General features: G+C 66.8%; 18 protein-coding genes and 1 pseudogene. 9 read left to right on the top strand and 10 right to left on the bottom strand.

What is annotated here, in order from left to right; all coding sequences use genetic code 11:
- Window positions 1–98: 98 nt before the first annotated feature.
- On the top strand, window positions 99–1,004 hold the full coding sequence (locus tag F3087_RS26735) for a glycosyltransferase family 2 protein (RefSeq protein ID WP_150404762.1): 906 nt from the start codon (window positions 99–101) through the stop codon (window positions 1,002–1,004).
- On the opposite strand, the gene F3087_RS26730 is transcribed toward F3087_RS26735, so the two are convergent.
- The 4 genes and pseudogenes from F3087_RS26730 to F3087_RS26715 form a co-directional block, all read right to left on the bottom strand.
- Window positions 994–2,676 (bottom strand): methyltransferase, encoded by a 1,683-nt coding sequence (locus F3087_RS26730; protein ID WP_150404761.1) that lies wholly within the window; start codon window positions 2,674–2,676, stop codon window positions 994–996. The two genes, F3087_RS26735 and F3087_RS26730, sit on opposite strands and share 11 nt — an antisense overlap.
- Before the next feature lie 18 nt (window positions 2,677–2,694).
- Window positions 2,695–3,873, bottom strand: coding sequence for a 4-hydroxybenzoate 3-monooxygenase (locus F3087_RS26725; protein WP_223885355.1), 1,179 nt, complete (start codon window positions 3,871–3,873; stop codon window positions 2,695–2,697).
- A gap of 262 nt (window positions 3,874–4,135) precedes the next feature.
- A pseudogene (locus tag F3087_RS26720) lies at window positions 4,136–4,291 on the bottom strand (DUF2834 domain-containing protein); the annotation flags it as partial.
- Between the two features lie 58 nt (window positions 4,292–4,349).
- Window positions 4,350–5,219, bottom strand: a complete 870-nt coding sequence (locus F3087_RS26715; protein ID WP_150404760.1) for an NAD(P)-dependent oxidoreductase — start codon at window positions 5,217–5,219, stop codon at window positions 4,350–4,352.
- A 146-nt stretch (window positions 5,220–5,365) separates the two neighbouring features.
- Here F3087_RS26715 and F3087_RS26710 point away from each other — a divergent pair, with 146 nt between their 5' ends.
- Entirely contained in the window at window positions 5,366–5,725 is a 360-nt protein-coding gene (locus tag F3087_RS26710) for a winged helix-turn-helix transcriptional regulator (protein WP_150404759.1), read from the top strand.
- Between the two features lie 3 nt (window positions 5,726–5,728).
- Here the strand turns inward: F3087_RS26710 and F3087_RS46080 are convergent, their stop codons facing one another.
- Together F3087_RS46080 and F3087_RS26705 are read right to left on the bottom strand one after the other, a co-directional pair.
- Window positions 5,729–5,905 carry a hypothetical protein gene (locus F3087_RS46080; protein ID WP_191094146.1) on the bottom strand — a complete coding sequence of 59 codons (177 nt, stop codon included), beginning with the start codon at window positions 5,903–5,905 and terminating at the stop codon, window positions 5,729–5,731.
- A gap of 81 nt (window positions 5,906–5,986) precedes the next feature.
- A complete protein-coding gene (locus tag F3087_RS26705; RefSeq protein ID WP_191094145.1) occupies window positions 5,987–6,862 on the bottom strand; it encodes an arginase family protein in 876 nt (291 codons plus the stop codon).
- Window positions 6,863–7,119: 257 nt separating this feature from the next.
- Here F3087_RS26705 and F3087_RS26700 point away from each other — a divergent pair, with 257 nt between their 5' ends.
- The 4 genes from F3087_RS26700 to F3087_RS26685 are packed head-to-tail and all read left to right on the top strand — an operon-like array spanning window position 7,120 to window position 11,679.
- Window positions 7,120–8,430, top strand: coding sequence for an extracellular solute-binding protein (locus F3087_RS26700; RefSeq protein ID WP_150404757.1), 1,311 nt, complete (start codon window positions 7,120–7,122; stop codon window positions 8,428–8,430).
- 6 nt (window positions 8,431–8,436) lie between these two features.
- Complete coding sequence (locus F3087_RS26695; RefSeq protein ID WP_150404756.1) at window positions 8,437–9,396, top strand: carbohydrate ABC transporter permease; 960 nt, start codon at window positions 8,437–8,439, stop codon at window positions 9,394–9,396.
- Complete coding sequence (locus tag F3087_RS26690; RefSeq protein WP_150404755.1) at window positions 9,387–10,256, top strand: carbohydrate ABC transporter permease; 870 nt, start codon at window positions 9,387–9,389, stop codon at window positions 10,254–10,256. The genes F3087_RS26695 and F3087_RS26690 overlap by 10 nt, the downstream gene beginning before the upstream one ends.
- Window position 10,257: 1 nt before the next feature.
- Entirely contained in the window at window positions 10,258–11,679 is a 1,422-nt protein-coding gene (locus F3087_RS26685; RefSeq protein ID WP_150404754.1) for a beta-N-acetylhexosaminidase, read from the top strand.
- A gap of 137 nt (window positions 11,680–11,816) precedes the next feature.
- Here the strand turns inward: F3087_RS26685 and F3087_RS26680 are convergent, their stop codons facing one another.
- Window positions 11,817–12,479 carry a DUF4360 domain-containing protein gene (locus F3087_RS26680; RefSeq protein ID WP_223885354.1) on the bottom strand — a complete coding sequence of 221 codons (663 nt, stop codon included), beginning with the start codon at window positions 12,477–12,479 and terminating at the stop codon, window positions 11,817–11,819.
- 185 nt (window positions 12,480–12,664) lie between these two features.
- A complete protein-coding gene (locus F3087_RS26675) occupies window positions 12,665–13,546 on the bottom strand; it encodes a phosphotransferase enzyme family protein (protein ID WP_150404753.1) in 882 nt (293 codons plus the stop codon).
- A gap of 80 nt (window positions 13,547–13,626) precedes the next feature.
- On the opposite strand from F3087_RS26675, the gene F3087_RS26670 reads away from it, so the two are divergent.
- Together F3087_RS26670 and F3087_RS26665 are read left to right on the top strand one after the other, a co-directional pair.
- Window positions 13,627–13,905: a hypothetical protein gene (locus F3087_RS26670; protein WP_150404752.1), complete on the top strand. Its 279-nt coding sequence runs from the start codon at window positions 13,627–13,629 to the stop codon at window positions 13,903–13,905.
- The gene (locus tag F3087_RS26665) at window positions 13,905–14,237 is read left to right on the top strand and encodes a hypothetical protein (protein ID WP_150404751.1); all 333 of its coding nucleotides are present in this window, start codon (window positions 13,905–13,907) and stop codon (window positions 14,235–14,237) included. The genes F3087_RS26670 and F3087_RS26665 overlap by 1 nt, the downstream gene beginning before the upstream one ends.
- 88 nt (window positions 14,238–14,325) lie before the next feature.
- Here the strand turns inward: F3087_RS26665 and F3087_RS26660 are convergent, their stop codons facing one another.
- Together F3087_RS26660 and F3087_RS26655 are read right to left on the bottom strand one after the other, a co-directional pair.
- Window positions 14,326–15,105, bottom strand: coding sequence for a class I SAM-dependent methyltransferase (locus F3087_RS26660; RefSeq protein WP_150404750.1), 780 nt, complete (start codon window positions 15,103–15,105; stop codon window positions 14,326–14,328).
- Window positions 15,106–15,250: 145 nt separating this feature from the next.
- Complete coding sequence (locus F3087_RS26655) at window positions 15,251–16,057, bottom strand: alpha/beta fold hydrolase (RefSeq protein ID WP_150404749.1); 807 nt, start codon at window positions 16,055–16,057, stop codon at window positions 15,251–15,253.
- 704 nt (window positions 16,058–16,761) lie between these two features.
- Between F3087_RS26655 and F3087_RS26645 the strand changes: the two genes are divergently transcribed.
- A complete protein-coding gene (locus tag F3087_RS26645; RefSeq protein WP_317983935.1) occupies window positions 16,762–19,122 on the top strand; it encodes a GH92 family glycosyl hydrolase in 2,361 nt (786 codons plus the stop codon).
- The last annotated feature ends 84 nt before the right edge of the window (window positions 19,123–19,206 follow it).

The raw sequence follows: 19,206 nt of genomic DNA, 5'->3' as shown, positions 1-19,206 counted from the left end.
GTGGACCAAATCGCGGGTTGACCACGTGTTTTGTGGAGGGTTCGGCCGGTGGGGATGGTGTGGAAGGGTCGCGCGGCTCGCCTGATAGGTTCGCGCGCATGTCTCGCCGCGATGACACGACCGTAGGGCTCATTCTCGTGACGTATCAGAGTGCGGAGGATCTGCCGCCCTTCCTGGAATCGCTGCCGGCGGCGGTGGCACCGTTCGCGCTCGATGTGGTCGGTGTCGACAATGTTTCCGCTGATCGGAGCGTCGAGATTGTCGAGGAATTCGGCGGACGGGTGATCCGCAACAACAAGAACGTGGGCCTTGCCGCCGCCATCAACCAGGGAGCCGTGGCTACCGACGCGGAATGGATCTTGGTCGCCAACCCCGACACCCGGCTCGCGCCGGGATCTATCGCCGCACTGGTCGAGACAGCGATGACCGACGACCGAATCGGCATGATCGGCCCGCAGGTGGCCCGTCTCGACGGAACCCCCTACCCAACCGGTCGCCGGTTCCCTTCGCTCGGCGTCGGCATCGCGCACGCCCTTCTCGGCGGGATCTGGCCGGCCAACCCCGCAACCCGCCGATATTTCGGCAAATCTGTCACCACGACAAGCGACGTCGACTGGATCTCCGGCTGCTGCATGTTGTTCCGCCGCAACGCATTCGACTCGATCGGCGGCTTCGACATCCGATACTTCCTCTACTTCGAGGAGACCAAAGCCGCACTCGACATGCACCGTGCCGGCTGGCGCGTAGTCCTCGACCCGAACGTCGAGATCCGCCACCGCGAAGGCGGCAGCATGCGCTCTGCCCCGTTCCGCAAGATTCGCAGCCACCACCGCAGCGCACTGCGGTTCTACTGCGACTACCACCGACGCTCACCCTGGTTGATGTTCGCGCCGGTGGTAGCCGCAGGGCTGGTGGTGCGCGGTGCGATATCAGTGCTACGCACCGCGATCACCCGACGCACCACCTCCGCGGCTCATAGAACCGAAGACGACATCAACGCATAGCCCGCAGTAGTGCGAAATCCATTGCCAACGGCTGGGTTTCGCAAAGCTGGAGCCCGGCCGCATCGAACAACGCACGAAACTCGCTCAAACTGCGTTCCCGCCCACCCACATTGCACAACATGTGCACATCCCAAGCCGGCGCCAGCGACGGCGAATCATCCTCCGGCAGTAGACGTTCGATCACATATAAGCTCGCATGCTCCGGCATGGCCGCAGCACAGCGCCGAAGAATAGCCCCGCAGTCGGCGTCGTCCCAGTCGTGCAGCACTCGGGACAGGAAGTAGAGATCACCGCCGCCGGGCACCTCCTGGGTGAAATCGCCTGCCGCCAATGTGGTTCGAGCCAGGCAACCGGCTCGATCCAGCGCGGGTCGCGCCGTCTCCAGGGTGCAGGCCCGCTCGAACAACACCCCGCGCGCGTGCGGCGCGGCCCGCAGCAGTCCCGCGAGCAACGCGCCGTTTCCGCCGGCCACATCGATGATGATGTGCGCCGCCGTGAGGTCGATCAGCTCGTCGATTCGACCGAAGATCGACGCACTGGCCGCCATGGCCGCGTCGAAGAGTTGTGCACGTTCCGGCGCCGCGGCGAAGTACTCGAAGTGATGTTGCCCGAAGTGGGTGTCGAAGGCCGGTCGCCCGCTGCGCATGGACCGCTCGAACTGGCCGAACGACTGATAGAAGTCGCCACCATAGAGCTGAGCCAAGGGGTGCAGCGACTGTGGCGCCGTTCGCGGCAGCAGCGCCCCGAGTTCGGTGAGTGCGTATCCGGTGCCCACGGGCGCCACGATGCCGAGTTCGCGCAGGTACCGCAGCAGCCGATGCAACGCGTCGGGGTCGGTGTGGCTGTCGCGAGCGAGCTCAGCGACCGGATATCCCGGGCGCGCGGCGAGCAGGTCGGCCACGCCGAGGGTGGCGGTGACGGCCAGGGCCTGAGTGGCCCAGGCCCCGGTAAGTAGTCGCAACAGTCGGGTCGGGGCGTCCTGGGAAGCGGTCAGGTGATTGGTCAATAGTCGCGGGTGCGCGCCGGTACAGCGCAGTTCCAACCGCTGGTACGGGCCGGGTGAATTGCTGCGGAAGTAGAGGACGGTCACGTTCTCGTGCTCGTTGTATCCGCCACCGTCGCTGTGCAGTCCGCCGCTGCCGGTGAGCATGGCGCGCAGCCCGGTGAGGACGACCTCGTCGGTCGAGTCGACGGCCAGGGCGACATGCTGTTCGTGACCGGCGGCGCGTTCGGCGGCGACGATCTCGTCGATCGGACTGCCCGGTACCGGCAGCAACGCGAAAATCTCTACGGTGCAGGGTGATTCGTCGGCGGCGAGCACGGGGGCATGCACGATCCGCACGTCCAGCCGGGCCGCGGGCCTGCCGTAGCGGGCGGCCAGCCGGCCGCGGACCACCGTACTGGGCGTGGCCGGTCCGGCCAGGAGCCCGCGCTCGGCGAGGACCTCCGCGAGTTCGGTGAGATCGCGCGGGCTCAGCAGCAATGCAGCATGCGATAACCGGCAGCGGGTGGCGAGCGCGGCGCGCTCGCCGGCCGACAGCTCGGGCAGCATCGCCGTCAGCATGCTCGCGGTGTCGTGCCGGCGTAGGAACGATAAGACCGCATCCAGTTGCTCTAGATCTGCTGTGATCAACCCGGACGGGGTGGTAGAGACGATCACTGCACGGGTCACGCGCCCTCCTGAAGGGATTCAGATGCCGACATAGTTATCTGCGAAAACATCTTGATGGGCCCGCGAACTGGCGAGATTGTGCAGCCGCGCCCGTTGTAGTTCGCGCCGATGGGCGCGTTCCGATTCGTCGCCGACGGGTGGATGGAGCAGGTCGATCATCCAGCGCGAGAAGTCCTGGGCGCGCCGGATGCGCGGCCGGTGCCGGTCCGAATACCGTTGCAGCGCAGTCTCATCAGCGTTCCGCACGGCGTCGATGAAGGCCTCGGCGAGCAGTTGCGCGCCGACGATGGCCAGGTTGGCGCCCTTGGCCGCGGACGGGCTGATCGAGGTGGCGGCGTCCCCGACCAGGAACAACCGGCCGGATTGGAGCGTGTCCAGGATCTGCGAACGCAGCCGCACCAGCCCGCGTTCGATGAACGGCCCGGCGACCAGGGGTGCGTTGAGCCGACGGGTCAGCTCGGTCCAGATCTGCTGCTCGCTCCATTGCTCGGGATCGGTGGCCGGATCGCATTGCAGGTAGTAGCGGGTCACGTCGGCGGTGCGCGGCATGTGCCCGGCGAACCCGTCCGCGTGCACGCCGTAGATGACCGACGCACCGGCCGGCGGCGCCTGCGCCAGCAGTGCGAGCCAGGTGATGCCGTGTTCGCGGGACGCGACTCGGGCCGGCACCGCGGTCCGCGCGACCCCGCGCGCGCCGTCGCATCCGGCCAGGTAGCGGCCGGTGAGCCGGAGTTCGCGGCCGTTCTCGTCGCGGGCCGCGACGGCGGGCCGGTCGGTGTGGATGTCGTCGATCCGCTCGACCGTAGTGCCGAACCGCAGCGTGCCACCGCGGCGCAGGTATTCCTCGATCAGATCGGTGACCAACGCCTGCTGGGGGTACACCGTGTGCACCCGGCCGCTGCCGAGCTCGCTGTAGCGCAGATCGACACAGCCTGCGGGACTACGGAATTCGCACCGACCGTGGGTATGGCCGCGAGCGTCCAGCCCGGCGGCGAGACCGTGCGCACGCAGAATCGCGACGCTGTCCGGCGCGAGGAACCCGGCCCGGGCCCGCTGCTGCACCTGCTCGCGGCTGCGGCGCTCCAGCACCGTCGAGTCGATCCCTCCGGCCTGCAGGATATTGGCCAGCACGAGGCCCGCCGGGCCGGCGCCCAGGATCAGCACTGTGGAAGTCAGGTCGTTCGAACTCGGAAGCACGAGCAGAATCTAGAGCACCGCGGCGCGATAACCGAGTCAATCGGCCCGAATAATAGTTAGCGTGTCGGTTGCTATCCGAGGAATCCCGTGGTCGACGCGAAACCCACCCGCCTCACCTCGCGGACGGGACCACCCTTGCGCCCCCGCCGTATTCGCCAGCGACAGCGTCTACTAAAGCGGTCGACAAGCCGAAACCACTTCCCCTCATACCAGCAAATCCCGCGCTGTAGCAAACTTCTGGCCACCACACCAACCGAGCCCGCTAAGCCGCGCTTCGACCGTCCGCCGCTTTGTCGACCGTGAAGTCGCGGACCAGCAGAAAGAACGGAATCGCGGTGGCGATACCCACCGCGAAGGTCAGCACGAACGAGGCGGCCCACCAGCGCACGATGCCCGGCCGCCGCGCTTCGGCGAAGGCCCCCACCCCCGCTCGCGCCGGAAACCGTTGTGCGGCAACGGCGCGAGCCGGTGGCAGTTCAGACCAGTTCCTCGATGGTTCGAGCGAACTCCTGGGCACCGTGACCATCGGCGACCTGACGATCGATCAAGTTCTTGATCGGTGCGACGAAGTCGACGGTGACCCCTGCGTCACGGGTAGCACGGTTGATCGCGTCGAGGGCGGCCTTGTGGAACGCGAGGGATTGGATGGGCTGGGTGTAGTCGCCCCCGTCGATGATCTGGCCGTACGCGGGGAGCATCTGAGCCATCGCACTCACCCACGCCGTGGCACGTTCGGCGAACGCGCTGGCCGAGACGCCGACCGAGCGCATCATGGCCGCACCGTGCATGAAGCCGGCGAACATGCTATACATGTTGGCGAGCAACGCGAAATCGTAGGTCGAGGCCAGTCCGGCGTCATCGCCGAAATACTCTGCGGCGGCGAGCAATTCGAGAGTCTCGCGATGCTCGTCGTAGACCGTGCGGGAGCCGCTGTAGAGGATGGACGCGCCGGGCTGCCCGATCATCGGCGGGACGGCCATGATGCCGCCGTCCAGGTAGTCGATGCCGTGCCCGGCCGCCCAGGCCGCGAGTTCGCGGGCCTCGCCGGGGGCGGTGCTGGTCAGGTTGATGACCTGCCTGCCGGACAGGTCGCCGGCCACCGGGTCGAGGGTCTCGTGCACCGAGGCGTGGTCGAACAGGACGACGATGATCGGGCCGCCGGCCTGGACCGCATCGGCGACCGACGTGGCACCGACCGCACCTGCGGTGACGAGGTCGAAGTCCTTGCCGGAGGTGCGATTCCACACCGTCGTCGGGCGCCCGCCCTTCAGCAGCGTCGCGGCCAGCGCCTGGCCCATCGCGCCGAGCCCGAGGACCGTCACGGGGGTGTTCGTGGTTTCCGCCATTGCGGGGTCAACTCCTTGGTAAGTCAGTGAACGGGGTGGTCAGCGCGCTGAAACCAAGGTTGCTCTTTGCCGGCGATGCCGACAAGTACCTACTATTTGGTCGGGTACTTACCAATGGGTGTGTGAACAGGTAGCGAGGTCGGACGATGGGCGAAAAGAGATCCGGACCATACTTCTGCGGCATCGACGCGGCGATGGACGTGGTCGGCGGCAAGTGGAAGGCGCTGATCCTCTGGGAGCTGGAAACGCACGGCGTCCGCCGGACCGGTGAACTGCGCCGCGGCCTGCCGGGCGTCTCGGAGAAGATGCTGATCCAGCAGCTGCGGGAGCTGGAGGAGGACGGGATCGTGGTTAGGGAGGTCTATCGCGAGGTACCGCCGCGCGTCGAATATCGGCTCACCGCATCGGGTGTCGCGCTCAACCAGGCGCTCGAACCGCTCGGGATGTGGGGGCGCGAGCGCATCGACCGGATCGGCGCGGACCGTGTCCACCCGGCGATAGGGTAGCTACTATTCGCGGCCGGGTGCGGTCTTATCGATTGTGCGGGAAGGCATTTCGTTCTCGGCCGAGGTCGGCGGCGTGGAGATGAACGGCAGCGTCCGCACTTGCTGATCGGTCGCGGGCATCGGCGGTTCGTTCTCGGGCATCAGGAACAGGGCCATGATCACGAGTAGCAGAGCTGCCAACCCGCCAAGGATCGGTCGGCAGTAAACGCGCACATGCGAATGATCGGCCATCGTGCCCGATCCGTTACCGAATTCGGCGAATCAGGCCGGGACCAATGCGTCGGCGAGGTAGTCGACGATCCGCCGGGCGTGCCGGGCGTCGGCATCCAGATCGGGGTTGTAGATCGTCAAAGTCATTCCGACACAACCGGGTTGGATGGTCGCGGCGGTGATCGCCGCGAGGTCCGCCCAGTCCAGGCCACCCGGTTGCGGATAGTCGACGGCCGGTAGCGCATCGGTCGACAGCACATCCAGATCGACGTGCAACCACCAGGCGAAACCGCGGCGGCGAAACCGGCCGACGGCGATCTCGGTGGGAACGGCGGCCTTCCCCCGCAACTCGCGATCGGTCAGCAACGCGATGGTCGACCCGAGCGACGCGACACCCGCGGCCCGCAATTCGGCAGCGTCGCGCGGACCCAGGGCAACGACCCGCGTGGGATCGAGAACGGGCAACCGGTCGGCCAACTCGGCAGGCAGTCCGTCGCCACCGGACAAGGCCAGACCGAGTTCGCAGTCCGCCGCTTCGCCGGTGGTGCTGCGGTCCGGCGGCCACCCGTCCTCATGCCCGTCCACGAACACCAGCGCGACATCACCGAGCACGTCTTGCGCACCGCGCAGCGCGCCGAGCAGGACCGGACAGTCCCCGCCCAGCACGAGCGGGAACTCCCCCGCCGCGATACTCGCGACAACCGCCATGTAAACGGAATCCGTTGTGGCAGTGAGCGACTGCTGCGCCAACAGCCCACTCGCCGGGTCCCGCGAAGCCACCGGCGACCCGACATCGACATCCCCGACATCGCGCACATCAGCACGCCGCCCGCGTAATACGTTGACCAGCCCCGCCTCTCGCAACCGCGCAGGCGCGTTCCCCACTCCGCCGGCGATTCCGGCGGAGTTGAACGGTGCACCGATCACGGTCAGCAGTGTCCGGCCTCCTACTCGTGCGCGGCGCGGACTGCCGAACCGACGTCTCCCCCGTTCCGACGATAACCCCAAGCGCGCATACCAGACGAGACCTTTCGCCGACCCGCCATGACCGGACCGCACCCGCTGCGACGCGCATCACATCTGCCTATTGAATGTGACCCCCGCTTGGTGCTAAACATTGTGGCACGCAACGCAATACACGTTGCACTATATGCAACGTGCGATTGAATGGATCGAAAATCTTGATGCTGCACCGTGAATTCCGGCCAGGCGGGGCCGTACGACGCGCACTCACACTCGGAGCCGCACTGTTCCTGCTCGCCGGCTGCGCGCCGGTCCAGTCCGGTCCGGCCGGCTCGGGCGGCGACGAGAAAACCGGCACCGTCCGCGTCTGGCTGTTCGACGAGGCGAACCGCGCACCCAAGGAAGCGGTGATCAACGAGGCGATCGCGGAGTTCAAGGCGACCAGGCCGAACGTCGAGGTCGACGTGCAGTGGGTGCCGGTCGCCGCACGCGCGGAGAAGTTCGCCGGCGCGTTCAACGATCCGGCCAGTGCCCCCGACCTCGCCGAGTTCGGCAACACCGACCTCGCCGGTTACGCCGTCACCGGCGCCTTCGCCGACCTCGGCGCCGATCTCGCGGCCTGGCCGGAGGGCAAGGACCTCGACCCGTCGGTCCTGGAAACCGCGAAATCCGGCGGCAAGGTCTACGGGCTGCCCTGGTACACGGGCATCCGCGCGCTGTACTACCGCACCGACATCTTCGCCGAACTCGGCCTGCGCCCGCCGGCCACGCTCGCCGAGGTGACCGAGACCGCCCGTCGTATCCGCGCGAAAAAGCCTGAGCTGTACGGAATTTCGGTCGGCGGCAAGTACACCTACGCGATGCTGCCGTACCTGTGGGCGCACGGCGGCGAGCTCGCCGAGAACGACGGCACGATGTGGAACGCCACGATCAACTCGGACAAGGCCAAGGAGGGGATCACCCGCTACGCGGAGCTGATCCACGACGACATCTGCCCGCCCGCGCAATGCGCCGACTTCACCGGAACGCAGAGCGTGCAGGCCTTCGCCGGCGGCAAGGCGGCGATGACGATCGGCGGCGACTTCAGCCGCAAGGCGATGGATCAGGGCGCGTCCAAGGACAAGTACGCGGTGCTCCCGCTGCCCGGCACCGCGCCCGGCTCGGTCGCCCCGGCTTTCGCAGGCGGCAACCTGCTGGGTGTCTTCCGCGCCAGCATGCGGCGCGGCCTGGCCGTCGACTTCGTCGAATTGCTCGGCGGCGCAAAGTATCAGGAGAAGATGTACGCGGCGATGGGCAATCTGCCGACGCTGTCCGGGGTGCAGCACAAGCTCGCCGCGAACGACCCGTTCCTGGCTCCGTTCGTCGAATCGCTCAGGGCCGGCACGAAGTTCGTGCCGAGCACCCCGGCCTGGTCGAAGATCGACAGCCAGAACCTGCTGCCGACCGCGGTGCAGCAGATCGCCACCGGCGCCAAGGAACCGTCGGCAGCGTTGAACGCGGCGGCCGCCGCGATGAACAAGGCATTCAGGTAGGCGCACATGGCAATTCAGGAACTGACCGTACCCACCCCGGGCCCGCGCACGCCGTCGAAACCGCGTCGCCTCCGCCGGGACACCGTCACCGCATGGCTCTATCTCGCCCCGGCGGGGATCCTGCTGGCGGCCGTACTGATCTATCCGATCTATCAGATCGTGCTGATCTCGTTCTTCGACTACGGCCAGGCGCAGGCCACCGGCGCGGCGCCGCTGGAGTTCATCGGCCTGGGCAACTACCGGGAACTGCTCTCGGACAGCCAATTCTGGATCGTGCTGGCCAACACCTTCGTGTTCGGCGGGGTCTGCGTGATCGGCGGGCTCGTGGTCGGCACCGCGCTGGCGGTGCTCGCGACGCGGGTCCGCGCGGTACCGCGGATGCTACTGTTCCTCGCCGCGCTCGGCGCGTGGGCGACGCCGGCCATGGCCGGGTCCTACGTCTGGCTGTTCCTGTTCGACGCCGACTTCGGCATCGTCAACGAGGCGCTGTCCGGTCTCGGGTTCCGTTCGATGGACGGGCACTCGTGGACCTTCGGCACGCTGAGCGCGTTCGGATTGGTTGCCGCCGAGGTGATCTGGTGTTCGTTTCCGTTCGTCATGGTGACCATGTACGCGGGTATCAAGGCGATCCCGGAAGAGGTGCTGGAGGCCGCGGCACTCGACGGCGCGTCGACCTGGCGATCGGCCCGCTCGGTGATCCTGCCGATGCTGCGGCCGTTGCTGCTGATCGCGACGATCCAGTCGATCATCTGGGACTTCAAGGTATTCACCCAGATCTACGTCATGACCAATGGCGGCGGGGTCGCCGGGCGCAACCTGGTGCTCAACGTCTACGCCTACCAAAAGGCTTTCGCCGGGCAGGAATACGGGCTCGGCTCAGCGATCGGAGTCCTGATGACGCTGTTGCTGTTGTCGATCACCGGCCTCTACGTCCGGTCCCAGCGCAGGAGCACGCCATGGCAGTGAAACCCTTGCTTCGCGCACCGCGCAAGCCCGGCCGCCTGGTCGCCGAGGTGATTACCGTGGTGATCGCCGGGTTCGTCGCGTTCCCGCTCTACTGGATGGTGCTCTCGGCGATCAAACCGCCGGGTGAGATCCAGTCGGCCGATCCGAAACCGTGGACGCTGGCACCGAGCCTGGACAGTTTCACCCGGGTGCTGTCCATGAACGGCTTCGGGCGGTTCTTCCTCAACAGCTTGCTGATCGCCGTTGTGGTGGTGCTGTTTTCGCTGCTGCTGTCGTTCCTGTCCGCGGTGGCGCTGACCCGCTTCCGGTTCCGCGGCCGGACCGTGCTGCTGGTGATGATCCTGGTGGCGCAGATGGTTCCGGTCGAGGCGCTGACCATTCCGCTGTTCTTCCTGATGCGTTCGATCGGCGGCACCGTTCCGGCGCTGGGGCTCAACGAACTCGGCTCGATCATGCTGGTGGATCTGGTGTTCAGCCTGCCGCTGGCGATCTGGTTGCTGCGCGGGTTCGTCGCGGCGGTGCCGTTCGAGCTGGAGGAGGCGGCGAAACTCGATGGGGCGAGCCGGCTTCGGTTCGCCTGGCAGATCCTGCTCCCGCTGGTCGCGCCCGGACTGGTGTCGGTCAGTGTGCTGTCGTTCATCCACGCGTGGAACGACTTCCTGTTCGCCAAGACGTTCATCATCTCCAAGACCGAGAATCAGACACTGCCGCAGGCGATCCTGGTGTTCTTCAAGCCGGAGGACACCGACTGGGGCGCGGTGATGGCGGCCTCGACCTTGATGACCATTCCGGCGCTCGTGCTGTTCGTGCTCGTGCAACGCAAGCTCGTCTCCGGCCTCGGCGGGGCGGTGAAAGGCTGACATGCCAGGTTTCGATACGCTGCTCCCCCGGCCGGTTTCGGTCACTCCGGCGCCCGGTGTGTGCGCCTGGCCCACCGAACTCGACGTGCACCTCGACCCGGATCTGCCGCCCGAGGGATATCGGCTGGAGATCACGCCCAGCGGGATCACGCTGACCGCGGCGGATCCGGCCGGGCAGACCCACGCGCAACAGACGCTGCGCCAGCTCGCCGGTCCGAATGCGTTCCGCGCCGCGACCATCGACACCGACCCGGTGGTCGTGCCGTGCGGCGTCGTCGAGGACCATCCCCGATACCGTTGGCGCGGTTGCCTGCTCGACGTCGCGCGGAACTTCCGCACCAAGGCGGAGGTGCTGCGGTTCATCGATCTCCTGTCGGCGCACAAACTCAACGTGCTGCACCTGCACCTCACCGACGACCAGGGCTGGCGCATCGAGGTCCCCGGATTCCCGAAGCTGACCGAAATCGCCTCGTGGCGAACCGGATCGATGGTCGGCCGGCACGACGGTCCCGAACGTGACGGCCGCCCGCACGGCGGCTTCTACACCACCGACGACCTACGCGAGATCGTCGCCTACGCGGCCGACCGGTCCATCACCGTGGTGCCGGAGATCGATGTCCCCGGCCACTCCCGCGCCGTCATCACCGCCTACCCCGAACTCGGCCCCGAAACCGAAACACCTTGGGAGGTATGGACTTCCTGGGGCATCAGCACCTCACTGCTGAACCCCACGCCCGCCGCGCTCGACTTCTTCCGCCGCGTCTTCGACCATGTGCTGACCATCTTCCCGTCGGAGGTCATCGGCATCGGCGGCGACGAAGTCCCCGGCGCGACACCGGAACACGGCCAGCTCGTCGCCGACCTCGCCACGTACCTGGCCACGCGGGGCCGCCGCGCCTTCGGCTGGGACGAGGTGCTCGACGCCGGCCCGCTGCCGCCGATGGTGGTCGGCGCATGGCGCGACGCGACCGCCGCCGCCCGCGCGGCGACCGCGGGCCACGACGTCGTACTGTGCCCGGAGGATCATTTCTACCTGGACCACCGCCAGTCCGATCACCCCGACGAACCGATCCCGGTCGGCTACCTGCGCACGCTGGAAGACGTCTACCGCTACGAGCCCACCCTCGACGACCCCCGAGTGATCGGCCTGCAAGCCCAGCTGTGGAGCGAACACCTGGATTCCGTACGCCGAGTCGACTACGCCGCCTTCCCCCGTCTGTGTGCCATCGCCGAACTCGCCTGGAGCCCACCCGACCGCGACTATCCCGAGTTCCTCGCCCGCCTGCGCGACCACCACCTCCCCCGTCTGGCCGCCCTCGGCGTCGAATACCGCCCCCTCGACGGCCCGCACCCCTGGCAAACCCGCCCTGACGTCCCCCCGACCGCCCACCGCCCGAACCACCTCCCCGTGCCATCGGCCTGATCCGCGCCACTCGGATGGACGGCGACGACCGCTATCCGGAGACAGCTCTGCGGATAGCGGTCGAATTCGCGCCGGATCGGCGATCGCCCACCCGATCACCGTGCCGATTCAGGAATTACGCAGTCGGGCATAATTCTTTAGGGGCACTTCTTCCAGGCGAAGTGGTAGGTGGTTTTGATGCTTCCGTCCGTAGAATCCATCGTGATGAAGCTGGTGGTCTTTTTCGGGTCGGAGGTGCCGGCGTCGACGCGCAATTGTGTATTGATATTGAAATTGCGGAACTCGCCGCAGGGCTGATAAACGATCGCGCCGACCTCGGTGGAGTCGGTGTACTGCCAGTCGTCACCGAACGGGCCCTTGAGGTTGTGATCGACGTAGTCGGTCGGTGAATTGCCCTGGAAGTAGTAGCGGGCCCTTTCCAGGGCGGTCGCCCCCTTCGCCAGGGAGGCGAAGCCACGGTAATCGGCCTGCGCGATGCCGTAGGTGAAGCCCTGTGGGACATGCACTTTCAGATTGAGCTGGCAGTTCAACCGGAATTCGGTCGGACCGGCTCCGACACCCACCTTGGCGGTGTACTGGCTGTAGGTGACCGTGAAGGCCTCATTGTCCGGTGAGACCGCGACCGCAGCGGTTCCCGCCGGGCAGCCGGTGCCATTTACGGTCGCGACGTCGATAACAATCTTGTCCGGCGGAGTGGGCATGTCGCGATCGGTGGTCGGCATTCCAGACGCCGGTGAGCCGGCCATCGGAATAGCAAGCGCGAATAGTGCAGCGCCGAGCGTAGCAGTTTTCTTGTACATGAGATGCCTCACAAAGGGCGGGGATCGGATAGATCTCACTGTAAGACGTCTATACCCGCGCGCCGCTCCCCAATAGAAGTGGGGAAAATCCGGAAACTCTTACCGCCCCTACATAATTGGCGGTCGGTTCTCCGGACATGTCGATAACCGTTGAATGTTGGAGTTTTACCTGCTCTGCGCCGTGTTCACGGGCGCAGTTGACGAAAAGTGTCCATCCGCTGCCGGTGATACTCCAGATCGTCCTCGTCGTGCTGCACGCCGCGACCGACCGCGATGCCGAAATACACTGCCTCCCTGCGCAATCGGTGCCGCATCAGCTGCGCGAGAGCGACGTCGTCCAGCGGCCCGGCGGTGCCGCCCGCGGCGTGATAGTCGTCGGCGAACCGTCGCGCGCCGGTCAGGTCGCGCCCGAGTACGTCGGCGAATTCCAAAGCGGCGGAGGCCAGTTCGACCTCCGGCGGGCCGATCAGCGCCTCGTCCCAGTCGAGCACCGCGGTGACATGCCCGTCGCGGGCAAGCAGATTGCCCTCGTAATAGTCGCCGTGCAGCGGTTGAGAGCGGGCGGACTTGCTGAATTCGCCCAGCCAATGATCCAGATCGGGATCGGGCAATTCGGCCGACGGCGACCCGTCGAGCCCGATCTCCAGAAACGACCGTTTGGGCCGCGGCACCGGCCGATGGCCGGCCAGCGCCCGATGCACCCGCGCCAGCAGCCCGGCGGCCTCGGCGACCTGCACCGGATCCTCGCTACTCGCCCACTGTCCCTCGATCAGCGGCCACACGGTGATCGGGCGGCCCGCCACCACCTGGACCGTCGACCCGTCCGCGCGCGGCAGCGGCGCCACCGCCTCGGGCACCGTGCGGGCCGCGGCAACCGCGATTCCGTTGCACCACTCCACTTCCGCCGGATCGCGATCCACCGCCCCGATCCGCACCACCACCTCGCCGACCCGATAAGCCGCGGACTCCTCACCGCCGTAGAGGCGCACCCCATCGCCCTTGTATCCCCATTCGGCCGCGACAGCGGCCTGAATATCCTCGGTCAGCGGAACGTCGACGTAGATCACGCATCCACTTCTACCAGCGACCCCCGCGAGTCGGCACCGCCTATAGCCACCAGGCGTAATACGCGCGTATTATGCGAGGTGTGGGTTTCGAGTGGCCTGATTGGGCGTTGGACATGCTCATCGGGATCTCTCCGAACGAGGTGATGCAGGTGCTGACCAAGCAGCGACGGTGGCCGCGGCGCGGACGCGGCACGGCCGGCATGGAGATGCTGACGATCTGGGGCCGCACGGCCGCGGGTCGCCCGCTGATCGTCGGCCTGCGCCAGGCCGAGGCCTGGCAATGGCAGATCGTCGCCGCCCGACCGATGAGCCCGGAGCAGCTGACCGAGTTCGAAAAGTGGGAACAGGAGAACCAGTGATGGGCGACAACACATTCCCCACCACCCCGCAGGGGGTGGACGAGTTGATGGACAGCCTCGTCTTCGACGACGCACCGGTAGGCGAGGCCGACGTACCGCCCCCGATGGCGCCCGGCGAAGACATCATGGTGGTCAGATCCCTGCGCATCCCGCTCGACATGGACCAATCCATCAAGGCCGAGGCCCAGGCCCGCGGCATCACCATGAGCGAACTCATCCGCGACTGGCTCGCCGTAGAACTCGCCGCCCTCGCCGACGACCAACCCATCTCCCGCGCCGACGCCCTGCGCGCCCTCGCCGGGGTACGCCCGATCCACCATCGCGCCAGCTGAACTCTCCGACTCACGATCGAGGGCAAGAGACTGTCTCCCGCGAGCCGAAACCGTCGTCACGCGGCCAGGGAGTGCCCGGCGACAGCGTTCACAGCCGGCGGACGCGCAGCACACAAGTCAGCATCGGAAGTGTGAACTCGCCGCGGGCTGTCTCCTCGCGACCAGCAAGGAATGCGCGGATTCGGCTCAGCGCGGCTTCTTGCTCCTGTTCAGGCATGACCAGCATCCCCGCCCGTGTCGCCAGTGTCGCGACGAGTGAGTCGGCGGTGCGAACCTGACCGTGCGCGAACTCGGCCTGCTCCGCCGAGCCGAACCGCGCAGCCGCACCAGATTTCGGCAGGTGCATCTCGGCCGTCTCCGCACGCCAGCTGGCCGGCGTATCCCGCGGACCGATCGCCGCACTCCCGCTGATCTGCGCGAGCCCGGCAACCCAATCGACCCCGTCGTCCATGACGTTCCACAGGCCAGCGAGAACGCCTGCGGGCGCAAGGACTCTGGCAATCTCGGGTCCCGCGACATCCATGTCGAACCAATGCATGGCATTGCCCGCCAACACGGCATCGACAAAATTGTCCGGCAATGGAATCGCCTCCGCGCTCCCTACCAGGGCACGAACACCAGGCACTGTGTGACGCAACTCGGCCAACATCGCCGAATCCGGCTCGACCGCAACAACTTCGGCACCCAGACCATGCAACATGGCAGTCAGTTTCCCAGTCCCGGCCCCGAGATCGAGCACCCGAGCCCCCGGCGCACCTTCCAACGCCCACCGAACCGCAGCCTGCGCATAGTCCGGCCGATGCTCGGCATACGCCGCCGCAGCAGTTCCAAACGAAGAGGCAAGCCCCAACCGATCATCCTGGCGCACCCAATCACCCTACGTACCCCCAGAGCACCCTTCCCCACAATCACGAACACGCGCGAAATCCGCACCCCAACCCGGGATCCGCCTCGCTCTAGTGCCCCATTCCGAGTGCGGATCCCGAGCGGGAGTGCGGATCCAAAGGCTCTGATCAGAGCCAGCTGCGGATCTCGTCGGTCAGCGGAATCGGGGCGTCGTAGTGCATCAGATGTCCCGATGCACCGATCAACCGGAACGTCGCGCCGGGAATGAGGCCGGTGAGTTTCTGGCCTTGGGCAGCGGGGATCCACGTGTCCTCGCTGCCCCACAGCACTCGAACCGGAATGTCGATCCCGCCGAGTCGCTGCTCGTTCTCCACCAGGAAACGCTCGTCGTAGTCGGCGATCTGGCGATAGAAGGCCGGCTGCCCCTCGTCTCCGGTCCACGGCGCGACCAACGCGTCGAGGTCGTCATCACGCAGCCCACGATGACTCGCACCCTGGATATAAGCCCGCACGAGCGCCGCATGAATGTAGGCGGGAAGCTGCCTCAGCAGATCCGGATGCTCCTGCACGAACCGGAAGAACGGCGACCCACTCGGCGGAATCGCCACGACATCGACGAGCATCAGCGACCGATACGGCACCCCCTCCACCAGATGCGCACGCAACGACACCGCACCACCGAAGTCGTGCGCGATGACATGCGGACGCTCCAGCCCCCAGTGTTCGACCAACGCCGCGAACGCCGCAGCCTGACTACCGAAGTCGACCACATCCTCGGGCCGCTTCGACGACTGCCCATACCCGGGCATATCCCAGACATAAACAGTGAAGTCACGACTCAACGCCTCGGCGAACGGATGCCACAGCACCGACGAGAACGGCGTCCCATGACAAAGCACGACGGCAGGCCCCTGCCCGACGCTCCCCCACGCGATCCGCCGACCGCGCCATTCGAAACATTCCGAAAGGTCCATACAGCAGCGCTACCCGCATCACGGCCACCGAAAACCGCAGCACGCCCCACTAGAGTGGCACTGCACGGACCGTTGCTGCCTGTACGGTGCGGACGTCCTGTCTGCCCACCCCGGCCCGCTCGACATCGTGATCGGTCTCGGCTCCGGCGAACAGCACGGCGCCGCCGCTACCGCATGGACCTACAGCCTACTCGGACAACACTTTCCGGACCCCGACGGCACCCCCGTCCGAAACTTCACCAGGCCACGACGATTCGCGACGCCGAGCGAATCCGGCTACCGACCGGCCCCTGCCCTCCGCACCGATTTCGCCGACCAGCACCACCTGACCCGCGAATTCGGCGTCCCGGTCCGCACCTACCTGCGCATGGACCTCCGCCGCGCCCGTCCGAACAACTATCGACCGCCAACTTGCCACCCCCACCTGGATTCACGAAACCCTCAACCACTGAACGCACACGCGCCCACAGCACTGAGAAACGATCTCCTGCGCACCGAATAGCAGGAAGCGCACGAGTTAGCCCGCTGTTTCGTGCGCGGCCGCACAACTCATGCGCGGGCGACCGCTAGGTCCCGCGTGATGTCGGGCAACGGCGCGACGTGAGCGCAGCGCGCTGAGACAATGCGCGACAACGTCGGGCGCGACCACAAAAGCACTGATCAGCGGCGTGTCGGGTACTCGCGACCCGCGGCATCCTGCCAGGATGGGCACGCACCGGGGCAACGTTGTCGGACGCTCGTCGAGGAGAGGTATGTCGCGTCGCCGTCTTGTCGGCATTGTTGTTCCTTTGTTGCTTCCCTTGATTCCCGTTGCGGCGCACGCTGAGACTGTGGCTGATTCCAGTAGATATGTGAATCCATTCGTCGGCACGCAGGACGGCGGCCCCGATTTCGGACACGGCGGCGGTGCGGGGATGACTTTCCCCGGCGCGGTCTCGCCGTTCGGCATGATGCAGTGGAGCCCGGACACGGTGCGCACCGCGGGCGGCGGGTACAAATACGAGGACAACCGGCTCTACGGATTCTCGATGACGCACATCTCCGGTCCCGGTTGCACTGGCGCACAAGACTTTCCGGTGCTGCCGGTGTCCGGGATCATCGGCCGCTCACCGGCCGTCGACGGCGCGGGCTACCTGCAGACCTTCGATCACGCGAACGAGCAGGCCAACCCCGGCTACTACAGCGTCACCACCGACAGCGGCGTGCAGACCGAGCTGACCGCGTCGACCAGGGCCGGCGTCGCCCGCTTCACCTTCCCGAAGAACCAGCCGGGCACCCTGCTGCTCGACGTCACCGGCTCGGTGAACGGCGTGGACGACTCCGAGCTCACCATCGACGGCAACTCCGTCTCCGGCTGGGCCCTGACCGGCGGATTCTGCGGCGCGCGCACCCGCTACCGGGTCTACTTCCACGCCACCTTCGACCGCCCGATCACCGCGTCGGGCGCGTGGAAGGACAACGTCATCCGGCCGGGCGCGACCACCACCGGCGGCGCGGCCCCCACCCGCCGCACGAATTCCGGCGATATCGCGAGCAACGGCCTCGGCGCCGGCCTGTTCCTGCAATTCGCTTCCGCCCAGCCCGTGCAGATGCGCACCGGACTGTCCTATGTCAGCGTCGACGGCGCCCGCCGCAATCTCGCCGCCGAGATCGGCGCGAAGGATTTCGACGCCGTCCGGGGGAACGCGCTCGACGCGTGGCAGCGCAGATTCGATCAGATCCAGGTGACCGGCGGCGACCAGAAACGGCTGCAAACCTTCTATTCCGCGCTCTACCACGTCTTCCTACAGCCCTATATCTTCGACGACGTCGACGGCAACTACACCGGATTCGACGGCCAGACCCATCAGGTGCGTCCCGGTCACCACTACTACGCCACCTTCTCCGGCTGGGACATCTACCGCAGCGAGGCCCAGCTGCTCGCGTGGCTAGCGCCCGACGTGGCCTCCGACATCGCTCAATCGATGTACGACAACGCGCACGTCCTCGGCGACGTGTGGGACCGCTGGTCGCATCAGAACACCATCACCGGGGTGATGAACGGCGACCCGTACCACTCGGTCGTGGCCAGCGCGTACGCGTTCGGCGCCCGCGATTTCGACGCCGAGGGCGCGCTCACCTCCATGGTCGCCGGCGCCGAACGCGTCGGCGAGAAGGCAGGCTACACCGAACGCCCGAGCAACGACGAGTACCAGCGGCTCGGCTGGGTGCCCAACCAGGTGTCCGACACGCTCGAGTACAACATCGCCGATTTCGGCATCTCGCAGCTGGCCCAACGGCTCGGCAACAGCGAGGTCAACGCGAAGTTCCTGCGCGCCGCGCACGGCTGGCAGCACCTGTTCAACCCGATGACCAAATGGCTGCAACCCCGTTCGGCTCAGGGCTTCTTCGGGCCGTTCGACCCGGCAGGCACCGACGGATATGTGGAAGGCAATGGCGCGCAATACCATTGGATGACCTTCCACGACGTGCGCGCCCTGTTCAACCTGATGGGCGACAACGTGGAGGCCCGCGGCAATGCCGAGGCGGTCCGGCGGCTGGACCTGTTCTTCACCAAGCTCAACGCCGGCCCGCACGAACCCTTCGCCTACCTCGGCAACGAGCCGACCCTGCAAACGCCGTGGCTGTACGCCTGGGCAGGACTGCCCAAACGCACCCAGGACGTGGTCGGCAAAGCCCGCGACGACCTCTTCGCACCGACCCCGAACGGCCTGGTCGGCAACGACGATCTCGGCACCATGTCCGCCTGGTACGTCTGGGCCTCGCTCGGCATCTACCCCGTAATCCCCAGCCGCGCAGAACTTTTCGTGCACAGTCCGGCCTTCACCAAGGCCGAGATCGTCCGCTCGTCCGGTGAGCAGTTCACCATCACCGCCCCCGGCGTCGATTCCGCGCCGTACATTCGCGCCTTGCAGGTGAACGGCCAGCCGACCACGAAAGCGTGGCTGCCCGAGGCCTTCGCGCTGTCCGGCGGCACCCTCGACTTCACCATGGGCACCGAACCCGGCCCGGATTTCGGCACCGCGAAAGCCGACGCGCCACCGTCGTTCGGCGTCCCCCGCTGAGCCCTCGGTTCGGCCATCGGATGGTGGGACGTATACCGATCGGGCGGAATCCGTTCCGCGGTCGAGAAACCCGCCCGTAGCCCG

This window comes from Nocardia colli, assembly GCF_008704205.1.
Classification (GTDB): domain Bacteria; phylum Actinomycetota; class Actinomycetes; order Mycobacteriales; family Mycobacteriaceae; genus Nocardia; species Nocardia colli.
The sequence above is the reverse complement of the archived record's forward strand: the minus strand, read 5'-3'. Positions and strand labels throughout refer to the sequence as shown.